General features: G+C 70.9%; 18 protein-coding genes. 12 read left to right on the top strand and 6 right to left on the bottom strand.

All coding sequences use genetic code 11. The features are described from left to right. Positions 1-246: 246 nt before the first annotated feature. A complete protein-coding gene (locus ABH941_RS04475; RefSeq protein ID WP_370127233.1) occupies positions 247-2007 on the top strand; it encodes a ricin-type beta-trefoil lectin domain protein in 1761 nt (586 codons plus the stop codon). Between the two features lie 78 nt (positions 2008-2085). Here ABH941_RS04475 and ABH941_RS04480 read toward each other — a convergent pair whose 3' ends face one another. After that, a complete protein-coding gene (locus ABH941_RS04480; RefSeq protein WP_370127234.1) occupies positions 2086-3051 on the bottom strand; it encodes an alpha/beta hydrolase in 966 nt (321 codons plus the stop codon). Between the two features lie 123 nt (positions 3052-3174). Here ABH941_RS04480 and ABH941_RS04485 point away from each other — a divergent pair, with 123 nt between their 5' ends. The 4 genes from ABH941_RS04485 (at position 3175) to ABH941_RS04500 (ending at position 6670) form a co-directional block, all read left to right on the top strand. Further along, the gene (locus ABH941_RS04485) at positions 3175-4029 is read left to right on the top strand and encodes a helix-turn-helix transcriptional regulator (RefSeq protein ID WP_370127235.1); all 855 of its coding nucleotides are present in this window, start codon (positions 3175-3177) and stop codon (positions 4027-4029) included. A gap of 331 nt (positions 4030-4360) precedes the next feature. After that, positions 4361-4564 carry a hypothetical protein gene (locus ABH941_RS04490; RefSeq protein ID WP_370127236.1) on the top strand — a complete coding sequence of 68 codons (204 nt, stop codon included), beginning with the start codon at positions 4361-4363 and terminating at the stop codon, positions 4562-4564. Between the two features lie 272 nt (positions 4565-4836). Continuing rightward, positions 4837-6357: an MFS transporter gene (locus ABH941_RS04495; RefSeq protein WP_370127237.1), complete on the top strand. Its 1521-nt coding sequence runs from the start codon at positions 4837-4839 to the stop codon at positions 6355-6357. Next, complete coding sequence (locus ABH941_RS04500; RefSeq protein WP_370127238.1) at positions 6314-6670, top strand: sugar nucleotide-binding protein; 357 nt, start codon at positions 6314-6316, stop codon at positions 6668-6670. Before ABH941_RS04495 ends, ABH941_RS04500 begins: the two co-directional genes overlap by 44 nt. On the opposite strand, the gene ABH941_RS04505 is transcribed toward ABH941_RS04500, so the two are convergent. Both ABH941_RS04505 and ABH941_RS04510 read right to left on the bottom strand, forming a co-directional pair. Then, a complete protein-coding gene (locus tag ABH941_RS04505) occupies positions 6651-7340 on the bottom strand; it encodes a response regulator (protein WP_370127239.1) in 690 nt (229 codons plus the stop codon). The genes ABH941_RS04500 and ABH941_RS04505 overlap by 20 nt on opposite strands. Next, a complete protein-coding gene (locus ABH941_RS04510; RefSeq protein ID WP_370127240.1) occupies positions 7337-8593 on the bottom strand; it encodes a sensor histidine kinase in 1257 nt (418 codons plus the stop codon). The genes ABH941_RS04505 and ABH941_RS04510 overlap by 4 nt, the downstream gene beginning before the upstream one ends. Positions 8594-8802: 209 nt before the next feature. Here ABH941_RS04510 and ABH941_RS04515 point away from each other — a divergent pair, with 209 nt between their 5' ends. The 3 genes from ABH941_RS04515 to ABH941_RS04525 are packed head-to-tail and all read left to right on the top strand — an operon-like array spanning position 8803 to position 11707. Next, the gene (locus tag ABH941_RS04515) at positions 8803-9546 is read left to right on the top strand and encodes an ABC transporter ATP-binding protein (protein WP_370127241.1); all 744 of its coding nucleotides are present in this window, start codon (positions 8803-8805) and stop codon (positions 9544-9546) included. After that, on the top strand, positions 9543-11102 hold the full coding sequence (locus ABH941_RS04520; protein ID WP_370127242.1) for a hypothetical protein: 1560 nt from the start codon (positions 9543-9545) through the stop codon (positions 11100-11102). The genes ABH941_RS04515 and ABH941_RS04520 overlap by 4 nt, the downstream gene beginning before the upstream one ends. Next, on the top strand, positions 11099-11707 hold the full coding sequence (locus ABH941_RS04525) for a hypothetical protein (protein ID WP_370127243.1): 609 nt from the start codon (positions 11099-11101) through the stop codon (positions 11705-11707). The genes ABH941_RS04520 and ABH941_RS04525 overlap by 4 nt, the downstream gene beginning before the upstream one ends. Positions 11708-11843: 136 nt before the next feature. Here ABH941_RS04525 and ABH941_RS04530 read toward each other — a convergent pair whose 3' ends face one another. Further along, positions 11844-12131 carry a DUF3303 family protein gene (locus ABH941_RS04530; RefSeq protein WP_370127244.1) on the bottom strand — a complete coding sequence of 96 codons (288 nt, stop codon included), beginning with the start codon at positions 12129-12131 and terminating at the stop codon, positions 11844-11846. 215 nt (positions 12132-12346) lie between these two features. On the opposite strand from ABH941_RS04530, the gene ABH941_RS04535 reads away from it, so the two are divergent. From ABH941_RS04535 to ABH941_RS04550, 4 genes are all read left to right on the top strand, one after another. Further along, the gene (locus ABH941_RS04535) at positions 12347-12742 is read left to right on the top strand and encodes a nuclear transport factor 2 family protein (RefSeq protein ID WP_370127245.1); all 396 of its coding nucleotides are present in this window, start codon (positions 12347-12349) and stop codon (positions 12740-12742) included. A gap of 125 nt (positions 12743-12867) precedes the next feature. Further along, positions 12868-13872, top strand: a complete 1005-nt coding sequence (locus tag ABH941_RS04540; protein WP_370127246.1) for a GNAT family N-acetyltransferase — start codon at positions 12868-12870, stop codon at positions 13870-13872. A gap of 68 nt (positions 13873-13940) precedes the next feature. After that, positions 13941-14105: a hypothetical protein gene (locus ABH941_RS04545; RefSeq protein ID WP_370127247.1), complete on the top strand. Its 165-nt coding sequence runs from the start codon at positions 13941-13943 to the stop codon at positions 14103-14105. Positions 14106-14445: 340 nt separating this feature from the next. Further along, complete coding sequence (locus ABH941_RS04550; RefSeq protein ID WP_370127248.1) at positions 14446-15021, top strand: hypothetical protein; 576 nt, start codon at positions 14446-14448, stop codon at positions 15019-15021. On the opposite strand, the gene ABH941_RS04555 is transcribed toward ABH941_RS04550, so the two are convergent. Together ABH941_RS04555 and ABH941_RS04560 are read right to left on the bottom strand one after the other, a co-directional pair. Beyond that, positions 14991-16208 (bottom strand): PQQ-binding-like beta-propeller repeat protein, encoded by a 1218-nt coding sequence (locus ABH941_RS04555; RefSeq protein WP_370127249.1) that lies wholly within the window; start codon positions 16206-16208, stop codon positions 14991-14993. The two genes, ABH941_RS04550 and ABH941_RS04555, sit on opposite strands and share 31 nt — an antisense overlap. Positions 16209-16321: 113 nt before the next feature. Further along, a complete protein-coding gene (locus tag ABH941_RS04560) occupies positions 16322-17296 on the bottom strand; it encodes a helix-turn-helix domain-containing protein (RefSeq protein WP_370127250.1) in 975 nt (324 codons plus the stop codon). Between the last annotated feature and the right edge of the window lie 58 nt (positions 17297-17354).

Genomic DNA, 17354 nt, shown 5'->3' on the forward strand with positions numbered 1-17354 from the left:
GTGGGCTGATGCTGCGTCAAGGATGTGAACCTGGATGTCCGCTGGCTCCTCGATGGCCACAATCAAACAAATCCAAGAGCCGGTTCGCCCATGCTGCAACATATATTGACTTTGTGTCAGCTGTGAGGTTGAGTTCCAGTCGCCTCGCACATGACAGGGCAGCAGCGCCGACCTCGGTCGGCGGCCCTGCTCAGAGGCTCCTCTCGGCATGTCCCCCACCCATGCACACCGAGGACGGAGAGACTCATGCGTTCAGGAATCCCCAGGCGCTTCGGCCGCAGGGCCCGCGGACTGGTAGCCGTGCTGACCGCCGGCGCGGCGGCTCTGGCCGGTGCGCTGCTGCCGATGCCGCAGGCCCAGGCCGAGAGCAACGGCGTCGGCCTGACCCCCGCGCTGGGCTGGAGCAGTTGGAGCTACGTCCGGTACGCGCCGACCGCCGCCGTGATCGACGCCCAGGCCGACGCCATGAAGAGCAGCGGGCTGGCGGCCATCGGCTACCAGTACGTCAACATCGACGACTTCTACTACCAGTGCCCCGGCAGCCAGGGCCCGGCGGTGGACCAGTACGGCCGCTGGGCGACCGACACCACCAAGTTCCCGTCCTCGGGCTCCACCGACGGGATCGCCGTGGTCGCGTCCCATGTGCACGCCGACGGGCTGAAGTTCGGGATCTACGTCACCCCGGGCATCTCCAAGCAGGCCGTCGCCCAGAACACCCCCATCCAGGGCACGAGTTACCACGCGGACGACATCGCCACCACGAGCTCCGAGAGCAACTACAACTGCGGCGGCATGGTCGGGATCGACTACAGCAAGCCCGGCGCGCAGGCGTTCATCAACTCCTGGGCCAACGAGTTCGCCTCCTGGGGCGTCGACTACGTCAAGATCGACGGCGTCGGGACCGGCGACGTCGGCGACGTCACGGCCTGGTCGGCCGCGCTGCAGCAGAGCGGCCGCCCGATCCACCTGGAGCTGTCCAACAACCTCGCCATCGGCAGCGCGGGCACCTGGGCGAAGTACTCCAACGGCTGGCGCACCGGCGGGGACGTCGAGTGCTACTGCGGCTCGAACGGCAGCAGCTTTCCGCTGACGGACTGGGGCAACATCCAGCAGCGCTACGCCCAGGTCGCGGCCTGGCAGCCCTACGGAGGCCCGGGGGCGTTCAACGACTACGACTCGATCGAGGTCGGCAACGGCTCCAACGACGGGCTGACCGCGCCGGAGCGGCAGTCCCAGCTCAGCCTCTGGGCGATGGCCGCCTCCCCGCTGATCCTGGGCACCGACCTGACCCACCTCGACTCCACCGACCTCGGCTACCTCAAGAACACAGCCGTGCTGGCCGTCGACCAGGACGCCATCGACGCCTCCCGGATCGTCAGCAACGGCAACCAGCAGGTGTTCAGCAAGACCGAGTCGGACGGCAGCGTGATCATCGGGCTGTTCAACTACTCCGGCAGCAGCAGCCAGACCGTCAGCGTCAACCTGGCCTCCGTCGGGATCACCGGCTCGCCGACCGCCACCGACCTGTGGACCGGCTCCTCGATCGGCACGATCAGCGGCACCTACAGCGTGAACCTCGGCCCCGGAGCGGTTCAGCTGCTGCGCACCCCGCCCGGCACCAGCACCGCCACCGAGTACGTGAGCACCGCCTCCGGGCGCTGCCTGGACGACCCCAACTCCAACACCACCCCGGGCACCCTCCAGGAGATCTGGGACTGCCACCACGGCCCCAACCAGGAGTGGACCTACTCCGGCGGGACCCTGCGCACGCTCGGCCTGTGCCTGGACGCCTACAACCAGGGCACCACCTCCGGGACCAACGTCGACCTGTACACCTGCAACGGCCAGACCAACCAGCAGTGGAACGTCAACGCCGACGGCACCATCACCGGCGTCCAGTCCGGCCTGTGCCTGGACGTCAAGGGCGGCGGCGCCAGCGCCAACGGCACCGGGGTCGAGCTCTGGACCTGCAACGGCGGCAGCAACCAGAAGTGGACGAAGGCCTGACGTCGACCGGTCGTGGGCGAGCGGACGAGCGTTTGGTCCGCTCGCCCGCCCGGCCGACCGCGCCGACGGGGCCGCCGCTCAGAAGCCAAGTCCTCGGCCCTGGCCGGAAATCACGGGAGCGGACGCGAGCGCGCGCCGCAGGAAGTCGCCCGCGGCGTCCATCGCGGCGTCCGCCTGGTCCAGTCGGCCGGTGCCGGCGAAGCGCTGGAAGACGTGCGGGAGCCCGGGGCCGATCTGGAGGTCGACCGGGACGTCGAAGGCGGCGGCGCGGGCGGCCAGTGCAATCGCGTCGTCGAGGAGTATCTCGTGCGAGCCGACCTGGATGAGCAGCGGGGGCAGGCCGCTGAGGTCGGCCGTGAGGCCGGGGCTGGCCAGGGCGGACCGGGGGTCGGCGGAGCCGAGGTAGTCGGCGGCGGCGTGGACGAGGATGTCCGCGGTGAGGACGAGGTCGTCGTCGGCCCTGCCGGTGACGGAGGCTCCGGCGAGGGTGAGGTCGGTCCAGGGGGAGAAGGCCACCGCAGCCGACGGCAGTGGCAGCCCGGCGTCCCGCGCGGCGATCAGTGCCGCCACCGCGAGCCCGCCGCCCGCCGAGTCGCCCGCGAAGGCGATCCGCGACGGCGACACTCCGTCGTCGAGCAGCGCACGGTAGGCGGCCAGCGCGTCCTCCACCGCCGCAGGGAAGGGGTGCTCGGGCGCCAGCCGGTATCCGACCGAGATGCCGCGCCCTCCCACGCGGGCCGCCAGGCCCACGGCGAGTGCCACCCCGGTCGCGGCGGTGCCGAGCACATAGCCGCCCCCGTGGAAGTACAGGACGACCGGTACCGAGGAGCCGGAGGAATCGAAGGAGCCGGTGTTCGGCCCCTCGACGAGGACGACCGGCACGCCGCCGAGTTCGCCGTCCGTGGTCGTGGTGCCGTCCGGAAGCGGGGTGGACTCCCGCATCGCGTCGAACAGTCGCCGCTGCTCGGTGAGGTCGGTGGCGAGGTCGAGCACGGGCCGGTTGCGCAACATGTGCTGAACGGCTTCGAGCTGTGTCTGAGTCATGCCTTCACGGTGGCGTCACGGCGCCGCCGTGTGAATCGGACGCGGTCCCCTAGGACCAGCCGTCCTAGGCCGAGCCGCCCGGACGCCCCCGAAACGACCGCCTGACATCGCATGATGGGACGCATGGACATGGACCGCCGTCAGCTCGCCGACTTCCTGCGCAAGTCGCGCCACAGGCTGCAGCCCCGCGAGGCCGACCTGCCGCAGGGGCGGCACCGGCGGACGCCGGGGCTGCGCCGGGAGGAGGTCGCGCAGCTCGCCGGGATGTCGGCGGACTACGTGATGCGGCTCGAACAGGCCCGCAGCCCGCAGCCGTCGACGCAGATCCTGGCCGCCCTGGCCCGGGCGCTGCGGCTGACCGAGGACGAGCGGGACCACCTGTACCTGCTGGCGGGATACCCGCCGCCGGTGGGACGGTTGGCCGGGACGCATGTGCGGCCGAGCATGCTGTACCTGCTCGACCACCTGCGGGAGACCCCGGCCCAGCTCGTCGGGGACCTCGGCGACCTGCTGGCGATGAACGCGCTGGCGGAGGCGCTGTTCGGTTGCGTGTGCACGGTCGAGGGGCCGGACCGCAACGTCGTGTGGCGGTGGTTCACCGACCCTGCCGTGCGCGAGGCGTACCCGCCCGAGGAGCACGACCAGCACAGCCGCGAGGCCGTCGCCGATCTGCGCGCGGCCGTCGCCCGCCGGGGCACCGACGAGGTGTCGGCCGCCCTGCTCAGACGGTTGCGCGGAGCGAGCGAGGAGTTCAGCCGGCTCTGGGACGCGCACGAGGTCGGCGTGCGGCGCCGCGGCCGGATGCGGGTACTGCACCCGGAGATCGGGGCGATCGTCTTCGACTCCGAGGTCCTGCTGACCCCGGCCGAGGACCAGCGCCTGTTCGTCTTCACCCCGCCGCCCGGCTCGTCCGGCGTCGACGCGCTGGACCTGCTCGCCCTGCTAGGCCCGGCGACGGCGCACCGCAGCCACAGGTGAGACGGTGTCGGCGACGGCGCGAGCGTGACCAAGCATGGGGCCGGCGATCTGATCTGTGTGCGGAGTGAGGGCTCTCGCGCGGGAACCATAGGTGCCCCCAACAATGCATCAAATCGAACATTGTTGAATATTGACGGATATTAGGGAATTGTCGAACGGCTGCATGTAAACTCTTGCTGATTGTTTCTGGATCTTCTTGCCAAGTACGTACGCCGACTGATTGGCTCTGTTGCCAGCAACTCAAGGTGACGGTGTGTCCGATGAGCGGGGTAGTCGTGGATGCAGTTGCACTAGTTGGCAGCACGACATCAGTAGGGATGTCATCCCGGGCATGCTCGCCGCCGGTGAGCAGATCTGGGGATATCCGGTGCGCGGGCACTGGGAGGACGTCGGCAGGGTCTGGTCGAGCGCTGCGTGGTCTTCCCCGGCGTGCGGGGCGCGGATCAGCTCGGCGGTCGTCCTGGAGAACGGAATGGTCCAAGCAGTGCCGCCCACCCCTCCCGTCGCCGCAGAGGAGGCCGGTCTTGTCCGCTGACCCGCGGAACGATCAGGGGACAGGTCCGCAGCCCAGAACCAGGTGAATCCGCGAGCCGTACGCCGCGCGTTGGAGAAGAGCCGCTGGCACTCGTCCGGCCGGGAGCGGTACATCTCCATGGCTTCGAGCGGTAGTCCAACAGGTCGAACATCGGTCGCGACCAACCGAAACGTTCCAGGGTCCTCCACCGGCCCCGTGCCCTGCGCCACCGGCTGAGTTCCGCCGACTCCCGCCAGTCCCACCCACCCCGTCCCCTTGTTGGAGAGACCGCCATGGACAGCAACTCCGCTCAAGCAGGCACGCGAGGGCGCGGTCTCGTGCTCGCCCTGCTGGCGGCCAGCCACTTCATCCTGATCCTCGACTCGGCGATCGTCGGTGTGGCGCTGCCGTCGATCGGTCGGGACCTCGGCTTCGCCGCGCAGGACCTGTCCTGGATACCCAACGCCTACACGCTCCTCTACGGCGGGTTCCTCGTCCTGGGCGGCCGGTTGGGCGACTACCTGGGTCGGCGTCGGCTGTTCACCGGCGGGCTGGTGCTCTTCGCGGCTGCCTCGCTGACCGGGTCCCTGGCCCCGTCGCCAGGCTGGTTGATCGCGGCCCGTGCGCTGCAGGGATTCGCCGCTGCCGTGATCGCCCCAGCGGCGCTGTCCCTGGTGCTGACGGTGTTTCCGGACACCAGCGAGCACGGTGCCGCCGCCCGTAACCGCGCGCTGGCCGTGATGGGGACCATGGCGGCAGCCGGCGGCTCCGTCGGCCTGTTCGCCGGAGGCGTGCTCACCGACCTGCTGGGCTGGCAGTCCGTGTTCTACGTCAATCTTCCGGTCGCCCTCGCCGGCGCCCTGCTCGGCCTGCGCCTGTTGCCCGCCGACCCGCGCGCCGACAGAAGCGGCCGATTCGACCTGACCGGCGCGATCACCATCACCGCCGGCCTGACGCTGCTCGTCTTCGTCCTGGTCAACGCGGGCACCGCCGGATGGACGGCAGGCCGGACCGCCGCCTGGGGCACGCTCAGCGTTGCGCTGATCGCCGCCTTCCTGCTGGTCCAGGCCCGGAGCAGCAGTCCGCTGATCCCCCTGCGCGTGTTCCGCCGCCGCTCGTTGCGGGGGGCCAACGCCGTGGCGGCGCTGATCAACATGGCGGTCTCGCCCATCTACATCGTCCTGAGCCTGTACCTGCAGCAGGTTCTGCACTTCTCCGCGTTCCGCTCCGGGGTGGCAGTGGTGCCCCTGGCTGTGACCAGCACCCTCGTCTCGACCATGTCTGGGCGGCTGATCAACCGCTTCGGCGTGCGTACCTGCTGCACCACCGGCCTGGTGCTCTTCGGCATCGGCGTGGGCTGGATGTCCCGGATCTCCGGCGGCTCCTACCCCGACGAGATCCTGGGCCCGCTGCTGCTGCTCGGTGCCGGCGGCGTGGTCTTCGTCGCCTTCACCGTCGCCGCGACAGCGGGAGCCGACGAGGACGAGGCGGGGCTCGCTTCCGGCGTCCTGGGCACCTCCACCCAGATCGGCGCGGCCGTCGGCCTCGCGGTCCTCACCAACGTGGCCACCCGGGCAACCCGCTCAGCAGCCGCCCAGCACGCGATCACCACAGGGAACCTCACGACGGGCTACCGGGACGCCCTGCTGGCAGCCACCGGCTTCATGGTGCTGGCCGTCGCGGTCTCCCTCACCATGCTGCCCGGCCGGCGCAGCATCCCGGCCACCGCCGTGACCGAAGCCGACCCGGAAACAGCACGGGATCCTCATCGTGGGCAGCGGCTTCGTGGGTCGGGCCATCGCAGCAAGGGTTGAACAGCACGGAAGAACGGCCGTCCTCGCCCCCCGACGACAGCTCATCGCGGCTCCTGAGAACCCGCAGCGGGCCGGCGACCTGCACTCCGCCGTCGCCGCCAACCTCGCAGCCTGCGGCCGCCGACTGGTACTGATCTCCACCGACAACGTCTTCGACGGCTCGTCGGCGGACAACGACGAAGCGTCGCCCGGTGCCCCCACCAACGCCTACGGCCGGGCCAAGGTGGCGGCCGAGCGCACCATTCAGGCTTGCGCGGCCAGTACCGTGCTGCGGGTGCGCCTCGGAGTGCCGGCTATCGGGAGCCCGGTGTGACGAGCCCGGTTTCGTAGGCGGCCACGACGGCTTGGGCCCGGTCGCGCAGGTCGAGCTTGGCCAGGATCCGGCCGACGTAGGTCTTGGTGGTCTGCTCGGCGATGACCAGCGCGCTGCTGATCTCGGTGTTGGACAGGCCGCGGGCGATCAGTCGCAGCACCTCGGTCTCGCGCCGGGTGAGTACGCCGAGCTCGGGCGCGGGAGGCTGGTCCTGGCGTGGCAGCCGGGCGAAGTCGGCGATCAGACGCCGGGTCACCGACGGGGCGAGCAGCGCCTCACCGCCGGCTATCACCCGGACCGCGTGCACCAGTTCGGCGGCGGTGGCGTCCTTGAGCAGGAATCCGCTGGCCCCGGCCCGCAGCGCCTCGTACACGTAGTCGTCCAGGTCGAAGGTGGTGAGCATCAGCACCCGCGGCCGCTGCTGTTCCGCCGCGCCGTACAGGATCTCCCTGGTTGCCTGGAGTCCGTTCATGACCGGCATCCGCACGTCCATGAGCACGATGTCAGGCGACAGTTGACGCGTCCGGGCGACCGCCTCGGCGCCGTCGGCGGCCTGTCCCACGACCTGCAGGTCCGGTTGGGCGGCGAGGACCGCGGCGAAGCCCTCGCGCACCATGGCCTGATCGTCCGCGACCAGGCAGCGCGTAGCACCAGGACCGGCCGCGCTCATGGGGTCTCGCCGAGTGGGAGCAGCGCGGACACCACGAAGCCGCCGGCCGGTGTCGGCCCGACCGAGAGTGACCCGCCGAGCAGCGCGACCCGCTCGTGCATTCCGCTCAGTCCGTGGCCGCGTCCGCGCTCTCGTCCCGGTCGGGCGGCGGCACTGCCCGGGCCGTTGGCGACCCGAAGCCGGACGGCGCGTGCGTCCTGATCCACCGACACCGAGACCGCTGCGCCCGGGGCGTGCCGGCCCGCGTTGGACAGCGACTCCTGCACGATCCGGTACGCGCACACCCCGACGCCGGCGGGCACCCTGCCGAGCTCCGCGGGCACCGACAGTTCGACCTCCACGCCCGCCCGCCGGGCGGCGTCGATGAGCGTCGGCAGTTCGGTCAGCTGCGGCTGCGGCGCGAGCCCGGCCGGCTGGTCCTGGCGCAGCACGTCGAGCAGCCGGCGCATCTCCGTCAGCGCTTCCCGGGCCACCTCGCTCATCGAGCTGAACTCGGCGCGGGCCGGTTCCGTCAGCTCGCCGAGTCGGTAGGGCGCGGTCTCGGCCTGGACCGCGATCAGCGACAGGTGATGGGCCACCACATCGTGCAGTTCCCTGGCGATCCGGGTGCGCTCTTCGAGCACGGCGCGTCGGGCCTGCTCGGTGTCGGTACGGACGGTCTGCGCGGCCAGCGCGCGCTGGGTGCGCAGTCTGGAGCCGACGCTGTCCACCGCGATCGCCACGGCTGTGAAGACCACCGTGGCGGCGGCCGGGCCGTTCAGGTTCGGAATGTCCTTGGCCAGCCACCCGACCCAGGGGATGAGCGTGAGCGACCACATCCACCACACGGCCGCCCGCCGCTGCCGGACCGCCGCCAGGCAGAAGACCCCGAGCATCGCGAGCACCTGCGGCGGACCCCACGGCCAGCCGCCCCACCAGGCGGCGGGCAGCAGCGGCGACAGCAGCAGGACGAACCATCCGACCCGCCAGGCCGCCATCGGGTACGTCACCGCAAGCGGCAGCGGCAGCACCGCCGCGATAGCGAGCACCACCTGCCAGGCACCGGGCGGCGACTGGGCGCCGCCGGAGGCCGCCTGGTTCACGTGGGTCGCATTGACGAAGCACAGCGCCAGCGTCGCCACGCCCAGCGCGGCGTACTCCGCCCGGCGCTGCTGCTGCGAGGGCCGGCGCCATGCCGGGGCCGGATCGGGTCCGGTCAGCACCTGGATGAGGGCGTGCCGGGCCGCCGACGCGATTGCTGACAGCCGTTTCACGGTCACAGCGTAGGCGGCCGGGGCCGCCCGGCCATCACTCCTGAACGGTCATACCCAGGTATGACTTCGCCCGTGCCCGGGGCGGACCGCCCACCGTGGTAGCACCGCGTATCGCGCTCCCCGGTGTGACGACCCGGCGTGGCCCGGCGGGCAGCCTTGAGCCCATCACCGGTCTAGCAGGGAACCGGATCCGGTAGGGGAGGAGCGCGATGAACATCGAGATGACCGGCCTGACCCGGCGCTTCGGCGCGGTCGCGGCGGTGGCCGGGGTGGATCTGCAGGTGGGCCCGGGAGTGTTCGGGCTGTTGGGGCCGAACGGCGCGGGCAAGACCTCGCTGCTGCGGATGACGGCGACGGCGATGTCGCCGTCCTCGGGCGACCTGCGGCTGCTCGGCCGTGATCCGGGCCGTTACGGTCCGCGTCGCGAGATCAGGCGCAGACTCGGCTACCTGCCGCAGAACCCCGGCTACTACCCGGGGTTCACCGTGGCCGAGTACGTCGAGTACTTCGCGCTGCTCAAGGAGGTGCCGCCGGCCCGCATCCGTGTCGCCGTCGCGACCGCGATCGACAGGGTCGAACTCGGCGGCCGGAGGAAGGCCCGGCTGCGCACCCTGTCCGGCGGCATGCTGCGCCGGGTCGGTATCGCGCAGGCCATCGTCAACGAGCCGGAGCTACTGCTGTTCGACGAGCCGACCGCGGGCCTCGACCCGCAGCAGCGCGTGACGTTCCGTGCGCTGCTGCGGGAACTGGGGCAGCGCGCGACCGTGGTGGTGAGCACTCATCTGGTCGAGGACGTCGCGACCGCCTGCGCCCGGGTGGCGTTGATGGACGGGGGCAGGATCGTCTTCCACGGCACGCCGGACGGGCTCGCCGCCCGAGGCGAGGGACAGGACGCCGGGGACACGCCGATCGAGCGCGGGTACAGCGCCGTCCTCGCGCAGGCGCGGTCATGAGCGCGGCGACGACGGCCCCCGCAGCTGCCCGGCTTCGGCCCGCCGGGGCCCGGAGTCTGGTGGTGCTCCGGCTGCTGCGGCTGCTGCGGCTGGAACTGCGCCACAACGCGATGGCGTGGCTGCTGCCGGTGGCGATCGGGCTGTTCTGGCTCACCACGTACCGCAAGGACATGGCCATGCTGCCGCTGTGGAGCCTGCGCGCGGCCGGACTGCAGAGCGGCGCGGTGCTCGACTTCGCCGTCCCGGTGACCGGAGCCGCGGCCTGGATGGGGTCGCGAGAGGCCCGACGCCGGGTCACCGACCAGGTGACGACCACCGCCAGGCCGAGGTGGGCGCGGCTGCTCGCCCCCTGGGCCGCCACCACGATCTGGGCCATGGCGGCCTACCTGGGCTGCGTGGCCGTCCTGTACGGGGTGACGGAGCATCAGGCCCGATGGGGTGGCCCGCTGTGGTGGCCGGCCGCGGTCGGTGCCGCGAGCCTGCCCGCGTTCTCGGCCCTCGGCTTCGCCATCGGCACCTTCCTGCCCAGCCGCTTCACCGCGCCGCTGGCGGCCATCGCCTCGTTCTTCCTCCTCGCGCTGAGCACCCAGCCGATCCACGGCAGCCAGTCCGCCTGGCAGATCTCTCCCGTCGTCACGGGGCCCTGGGACCTGGGCCCGCAGGCGGGTGGTGCGACCTTCTACCCGTTCGTCCCCGACCTGCCCATCGCGCAGGTGATGTTCCTCGCCGGGGTCACCGCCGCGCTGCTCGGTGGACTCGCGCTGCCCGCAGGCTGGGCGCGCCGGTCGGTGCGGGTAGCCGCGGCCGGCCTCACCGGGGCCGGTCTGCTGGCGGCCGGGACAGCGGTGGTGCTGGCCGGGACCGGCACCATGGACGCGCAGGGCATGATCGACATCCCGGCGCTGCACAACGCCGCGGACGATCAGCCGCTCCGGTTCACGCCGGTGTGCAGCGCCACGACGATCCCGGTCTGCCTCAATCCCGCCTACGCCGGTGACCTGCCGGTCGTGACGAACGCCCTGGCGCCCCTGCTCGACCAACTCGCCGGCCTGCCGGGCGTGCCGTCCCGGATCCTCCAGGTGGCCGTGAGCTACCGGCATGACACCGTCAACGGCATCAGCATCCGGCCAGGCGCACCGCAAGTCAGCGGTATGTCGCACGTGTTCCCTCTGGTACTTCCCGATCAGCTGCCGGGGCCTTCCATGACGGTCGAACAGTTGGCAGACAAGATACAGAGCCAGGCGGCTCAGTCGGACGGCCCGAACCTGGTCGCCCGTCTCGTCGACTACCAGCCCGGCGAATCCCAGGCACAGGATGCGGTGGCCAAAGCGCTGCTGTTGGTGGCGGCACAGCAAGCGGTCCCCGCGACCCAGGCAGCATCCACAGGACCGGGCCAACCGGACGCGAACCCGTGGCCGGACGTGACGCCGGGGACTGCGGTCTACGCGGCGGCCGAACGTTTCGCCGCACTGTCGGCCCCCGCGCGGCACGCCTGGCTCGTGCAGCATCTGGCGGCGCTGCGCGCCGGCCGGATCACCCTGGCGCAGATCCCGTGACCGGCGTCCGGCTGGTGCGGCTGTACGCCGTGGGCCGCAGAGTCCCGCTCGCCGTGCTGTCGATCGCGGCCTGCGCCGTCGGACTTCGGCTCACGCTCCTCGGGCACTGGGACGCGTACGGCGCGCTGCAACTGCCGCTGATCTTCGAGGCCGCCGCCGCGGTGAGCATCGCGGCCACCGCGCCGAGCCCGTTCGGCGAGCCGGAACGTGTGGCCGGCCGGTGGCTCCCGTTCCTGCGGATGGCCGTCACGGTCGTGCTGACCGTGACGGCGATCGCCCTGCTGGCCGCTGCCGGGACCGGCGGGCACCTTGCCGGCGGCACGCTGGACGTGCTGCGCAACGTCGCCGGGATCACCGGCATCGGCCTGCTGTGCGCCACAGTTCTGGACGGCGGCGTGTCCTGGACCGGACCGACGGGATATCTGGTCGCGGCTGTGTACGCGCTCTACACCCAGTGGCACCCGCCCGCGCAGACCACCCCGTGGCTCTGGCCGGCCCGTCCGCCGCACGACCTGGGCGGCGCCCTGTGCGCCGGGCTGGTATTCGTCTGCGGGGTCGCGGCCGTCACGCTGCGCGGAGCCCGTGACCGCTGCGGCGATCCCTGACCGGCCTATGCCGACGCCGCATGCCCTTGAGCGTCGCGGTGAGTCGTCGCGGTCCAGGGAGGGGAGTCGCCGGGCACGGCTGTGGCCTCCTTCCACTCCGGAAGGAGGCCACAGCCGTGGGGCCCGGCGAGCCCGCTCAGGCTCGCTGGAGGCCCGCCTGGACGTCCTCGAAGGTCATCACGGGGGTGAAGGTCACCTTGGCTCCGAGCGCCTGGAAGAACGGCTCGGCCACGGAGGGGATGTCGGACGGGTCCTTCAGGTCGAAGACGATGTATCCGGTGCGCAGGCCGTCCTTCGCCCCGAAGTACGCGGCCTCCGGGTTGAGGCCCCCCAGTGCCGACTTCATGATCGTCGGCAGCGAATGGTCCTTGATCGCCTTGTTTGCCAGCTCGGTGTCCATCTGGACCGTCAAGAGCATCCTCATGGCTTCTTCCTCTCGCTCTCCATCTCCGGCCGGTGCGTGGCGCACCGCGCTCACCGTCGATCGTCGTCGCGGTCAGGGACTCCCGCACCCGGGGGCGGCCGGTCGGGGCGGTGGCCGTGGGCGTTCGAAGCGGCTGAGTGGCCCACCGGCTCGCGCAGTGACAGGCTGAGTACGTCAGCCACATACCTGTTCGATTTGGAAGGTGGCGAATTGCCATGGCTGAACATCCGCACGCGGCACTCGTGCGTAAGGGGTACGAAGCGTTCTCGCGGGGCGACATGGACACCCTCAGGACGATCATGACGGCCGACTGCACCCACCACGTCCCCGGGAACCACCGGCTGTCCGGTGACTTCAAGGGTCTGGACGCGGTCCTCGGCTACTACGGCCAGCTGTTCGCGGCGACGAACGGGACGCTCAGGGCCGAGCTGCGCAACCTCTTCGTCGACGGACGGGGCCATGTGATGGCCGTGCACCAGGTCACTGCCGAGCAGGCCGGCAAGAAGCTCGACATGGCGGGCGGCATCGTGTTCCGCATCGTCGGCGAGAAGGTCACCGACCTCGACGAATGCGTGGAGGACATCGCCGCCGCGGACGAGTTCTGGGCCTGAGGTCCTCGATACTGAACGCCCGCGAGGGCTGCGCGTCGGCGTCGCCGGAAATTCGCTGGACGTGTGGGTCCGGCATCGACATCCTGGCCGACGACCTTTGTCGTCCAGTGGTGAGGCCTGCCGACGTGGAGTTCGCCCCCTTTGATCCGAGCTCCGCGTCCGAGGCGGACTATGAAGCCATCACCGAGTTGCGGGCCCGCATGCACGCCGTCGACCGGCCTGGGACCCCGCCGTTGTCCCTGATGGCGACCGTCGAGTTGATGACCTCGGACGACGGAATGGGTCCGCGGACCTTCTGGACGGCTCGCGAGGCCGACTGCCTCCTCGGGTTCGCGACGGTGATGCTGCCGGACCGCGAGAACACGGACATGGCGATGGTCTTCATCGAGGTCGATCTCGACCGTCGTCGCCAGGGGATCGGCACCGCGTTCCTCCGGGCTCTGCTGCCGTCGTTGCAGGTGTCGGGAAGGCCGCGCGTTCTGGCGGTGAACATCACCGGCGGGTCCGACGGCGAGCAGTTCGCTGAGGCGATGGGGCTCGTCTGCACCTATCGGAACCTGTTGCAGACGTTGGAGGTCGAATCCGTTGATCCGGCGTTGTGGGACGTTTCCGTGCCGGACGGGTACCGCCTGTACGGCTGGACGCATGCCGTACCCGAGGAGTTCATCGTCTCGTACGCCGAGGCCCGCAAAGCCATCGCCGACGCCCCGTCCCAGGATCTGGCCTGGGAGGAGACTGACTGGACGCCGCAACGAGTCCGCGATGAAGAAGCCGTGTTCGCCGCGGCCGGGCAGGACTATCGGATCGTCGTCGCCGTCCACGAGCACAGCGGGGAGGTCGTCGGCATAACAGAACTCTTCATCCGGCCCGGCGACCCCGACCATGCTCGGCAGATGGACACCGCAGTGCGGAAGGAGCATCGCGGTCACGGCCTCGGGCGCGCGATCAAGGCGCAGATGATGCGTCGGCTGATGGCGGATCGGCCCGATCTGGCACGGGTGTCGACGACGACTGCGTCGGACAACGTCTACATGGTCGCCGTGAACCACTCGATCGGGTACGCCGATGTTCGGAGCTTGGCGTACTGGGAGACTGCGACCGACGATTTGGTGGCGCGGCTCGGGAGCTGAGCAGCGCCGCCCCAAACGTCGGCGCCGGGTACCAGGCGCGGCACCCCGGGCAGTCGGACCATGTGGGAGTGCTGGCGTTCACCCCCTGGCTGGGGCTGGTCGCTGCCGTGGTGGTGGTCATCGCCTGGGGCGCGTCCCTGCTCCAGCGGGGTCGGTCGCCGTGGCCCGCGTGTGTGACGGCGGCGGGGCTGTACCTCGTCCCGCTCATGGTGTCGTGCATGCTGCTCCCCTGAGTGCGGGGCGGGGGCGGGGCAACGTCCGTAACCTCGTCAGGAACACCTGGAACGCACTGTCACGCTACGACGTCGGCTCCCCGCGGAGCTGCCGGCAGGAGGACCGTTGTGCGCACGGAAACCGACGGCGCCGGGGCAGTCATGGCCCTGGGCGAGCTGTGGCTGGAGTTGCTTTTCGACGATCCGGTCCGTGGTGCCAGGGGTGACGTGATCTGCTCGCCTGCTGGTCTGTGGCTGGCGCTGGCGGCCCTGGAGGCCCGCGTCGAGGGGGCGACGCGCGAGGAGCTGCGGGGAGTCGTCGGCTGGGGCCGTGCGGCTTCCCTTCACCGATGCGGAGGGTGTGACCGATCACGTGCCCACCATGGTCGCGGAAATACCGGTCGAGGACGCCTGGACCCTCGCACTGCCGCACGGCCGGGTCACGGTGGTCGAACTGCGGGCAAGTGCAGGGGACGGGGGTGCAGCGCCCCCCGCACAGCCGGTCAGGGTCCGTTTCGCCCTTGGTGAGGACCGGCAGGTCCCGCCTGCAGAGGTGATATCGGCCTCCTGGGCCCCGGCCGCTCAAGGAAGGGCGATCCGCGGGAGTCGCGGCAGCAGACACCCCGAAGCAGTGCTGCTGGAGCTGCCGCGTCTCCGGCTCTCGGGCGACATCGAGGTGTCGCCCCAACTGGCAGCGCAGCGGGCTGTCCAGCGCTGCCTCGTACGGTTCGACGAGGAAGGCATGACCTCCGAGTTCTCGGCCGATACCGCAGAGGACCGGCGCTGGGCGGGCCGCGACTACCTTGACGGCCCGGGGCAGCTACTGCGGACGGCCCCGGTGCGCCTCGACCGGCCGTTCGCCGTCTCAGTGCTGGACGGCAGTGGCACGATCCCCCTGCTCGCGGGTTACCAGGCGGGCTGGCCGGGGGCGCGTTGATCCTCCAGGTCGACGGTCTGCCGGGGGCCGGGTTCCCCCTCTATCGCGTACAGGTATCCGTCCTTGCTGCCGACGTAGACCACGCCGTCGGCCACGACCGGGGACTCCACCGGGCCGCCCGTCCTCACCTTCCACCGCACACGGCCGTTCTCCGCGCTGACCGCCCACACGTGGCCGTCGTCGCTGCCAAAGTACACCGTGCCGTCGGCCACCACAGGGGAGGAACTGACAGGCCCATCGGTACTGACGTGCCATCTGGTCGCCCCGGTGGTGGCGTTCAGGGCGTACAGGCGGTGGTCCTCGCAGCCGACGTACAGGGTGTTGCCGTGGATCGCGGGCGTGGTGCGGACGCTGTGGAAGTTCGGCGAGCTGGGCCATGCATGCCAGCGGTGTTCGCCGGTGGCGGCGTCGAGGGCGTACACCTCTGGGCCCAGGCTCTCTGCCAGGTACAGGGTGCCGTCGTGGACCAGCGGGGTGACAGGCCACCGGGCGGAGGTGGACTGCTGCCAGCGGAGCTCACCCGTGGCCGGGTCGAAGGCCCGGACGATTCCGCGGTCGTCGACCGCGTACAGGGTGCCGTCGGCGAGCACAGGGGCCGAATCGTTCCAGTGCTTGCGCCGGTACTTCACCCGCCAGCGGCGGCGCCCGGTCGCTGAGTCCACGGTCCGCAGATACCGGCTGCCGTTGACATAGTGGACCAGCCCGTTCGCGACGACGGGTTGCGTGTGGGAGTTCCAGTTCATGAGCCTGCGCCAGCGGGGCCGGCCGTCGGCGGCGTCGAGGGCGAAGAACCTGCCGGAGCCCGCGACATAGACGGTGTCACCGACCACGGTGGGAGAACTCAGGTGTCCGGCGTCGGGGTTGGTCCAGCGGACGGTTCCGTCGGCCGTGTCCACGGCCCACAGGCCCTGGCCGGTGACGTAGACGGTCCCGTCGGCGACATACGGCGCCGAGTACACCGCGCCTCCGGCGTGTACCCGCCACCGCACGGTTCCGGTGCGTACAGTCTCAGTACGCCCGGTTGTGGCCGGTGGGCTCGGGGTGGGCTGCCGGTTCCCCCCGGATGGGCGGCGGCTTCTCCGTCGGCGCTGGTTTCGCTTGATCACAAGGCCCCCTGTGCAGCGTGCTTTCGGTTCGTCAGAGGTCTTCCGGTTCGCCGGAGTCGGACGTCGCAGGCATCCTGCCACCCAGCTGCGCCGCAGCTCTCATGGTGCGGCACCGGGGCACGCCACGGCAGCTGCTTTTCGAACACCGAACCAGTGGGAAACCCGTTGCGATGGCGAGACCGAGGCGGCCCCCGTCAGAGCCAGCCGCGCTGGGCGGCCAGCGTGGCGGCCTGGAAGCGGGTGGAGGCGCCGAGTTCGGTCATCAGCCGGTGGATCCGGCGTTGCGTGGTGCGCTGGCTCCAGCCCTGGGTGCGGGCGATCGCCGCGTCCGTGTTGCCCACGGTGAGCAGGACCAGCAGCGCACGGGTCTCGGCGTCGGGCTGTCCGGAGCGTTCGGCGAGGGGGCTGGTGTCCCGCAGCGGCACGGCGTGCTCCCACTCGGCCTCGAAGAGTGCCTCCAGGGCGGCGAGCATCGGTGAGTGGTGGATGAGGTAGGCCGCCGAGTGGCCGCCGGGGGCGAGGCTGAAAGGGATGATCGCCGCCTGGCTGTCCTGGATCACCAGCTTGAGCGGCAACTCGGTCCGCACCCGCGCCTGTTCGCCGGTTCGTATGCTCGGCAGGATGTCCGCGGTCAGCCGCCCGGGCCAGGCCACCGCGGCCCGGTCGTAGATCACCCGGTGGGTCACTCCGGTGCGCCGGCGCCGTACCTGGTCCTCCAGGTTGCTGCCCGGGCGGTCGATGTACGGGGGCCGGTCGAACGCGCGGACCTGCTGCTGGGAACCGGTGGTGAGCCGGTGCACTGCCGCGCTGATCTCCTTCCAGTCCGTCAGGAGTTCCACCGCGATGTCCGGCCTGCTGATCCGGTGGGCCTCGCGGTGCGTCTCGACGAGCTGCTGCACCAGTGAACGGGCCGCGTCGAGCCGGTGCTCGCGTTCCTGGATCAGGGCGGTGACGGCGATGTCCGGGGCGGCCGCGGTGAAGTGTGGAGGCCGCCCCGCCGACCTGGTCGCCAGGCCGTCCCTGACCAGGCCGGACAGCAGCCGTCCGGTGGTGCTCACCGACAGCGCGCAGGTCTCGGCGAGTGCCGAGGCGGTGCTGCGGGGCAGCCCGACCAGGGCCGTGTAGACGAGTTGTGTTTCCTTGCTGAGTCCCAGGACGTCAAGTTCCATTTTCACTCCGGTCGTTCCTGGCCACCTCCCGCCACTTGGCGCAAGTAGGCCACTGCCG

The sequence above is a fragment of the Streptacidiphilus sp. EB103A genome, assembly GCF_041261405.1.
GTDB lineage: Bacteria > Actinomycetota > Actinomycetes > Streptomycetales > Streptomycetaceae > Streptacidiphilus.

Excerpts from the sequence above, each read along its gene's own strand:
- ABH941_RS04530 (WP_370127244.1), bottom strand. The coding sequence starts at position 12,131 with ATGAGGATGCTCTTGACGGTCCAGATGGACACCGAGCTGGCAAACAAG.
- ABH941_RS04480 (WP_370127234.1), bottom strand. The coding sequence starts at position 3,051 with ATGACTCAGACACAGCTCGAAGCCGTTCAGCACATGTTGCGCAACCGG.
- ABH941_RS04495 (WP_370127237.1), top strand. The coding sequence starts at position 4,837 with ATGGACAGCAACTCCGCTCAAGCAGGCACGCGAGGGCGCGGTCTCGTG.
- ABH941_RS04560 (WP_370127250.1), bottom strand. The coding sequence starts at position 17,296 with ATGGAACTTGACGTCCTGGGACTCAGCAAGGAAACACAACTCGTCTAC.
- ABH941_RS04520 (WP_370127242.1), top strand. The coding sequence starts at position 9,543 with ATGAGCGCGGCGACGACGGCCCCCGCAGCTGCCCGGCTTCGGCCCGCC.
- ABH941_RS04485 (WP_370127235.1), top strand. The coding sequence starts at position 3,175 with ATGGACATGGACCGCCGTCAGCTCGCCGACTTCCTGCGCAAGTCGCGC.
- ABH941_RS04515 (WP_370127241.1), top strand. The coding sequence starts at position 8,803 with ATGAACATCGAGATGACCGGCCTGACCCGGCGCTTCGGCGCGGTCGCG.
- ABH941_RS04475 (WP_370127233.1), top strand. The coding sequence starts at position 247 with ATGCGTTCAGGAATCCCCAGGCGCTTCGGCCGCAGGGCCCGCGGACTG.
- ABH941_RS04535 (WP_370127245.1), top strand. The coding sequence starts at position 12,347 with ATGGCTGAACATCCGCACGCGGCACTCGTGCGTAAGGGGTACGAAGCG.
- ABH941_RS04490 (WP_370127236.1), top strand. The coding sequence starts at position 4,361 with ATGCTCGCCGCCGGTGAGCAGATCTGGGGATATCCGGTGCGCGGGCAC.
- ABH941_RS04505 (WP_370127239.1), bottom strand. The coding sequence starts at position 7,340 with ATGAGCGCGGCCGGTCCTGGTGCTACGCGCTGCCTGGTCGCGGACGAT.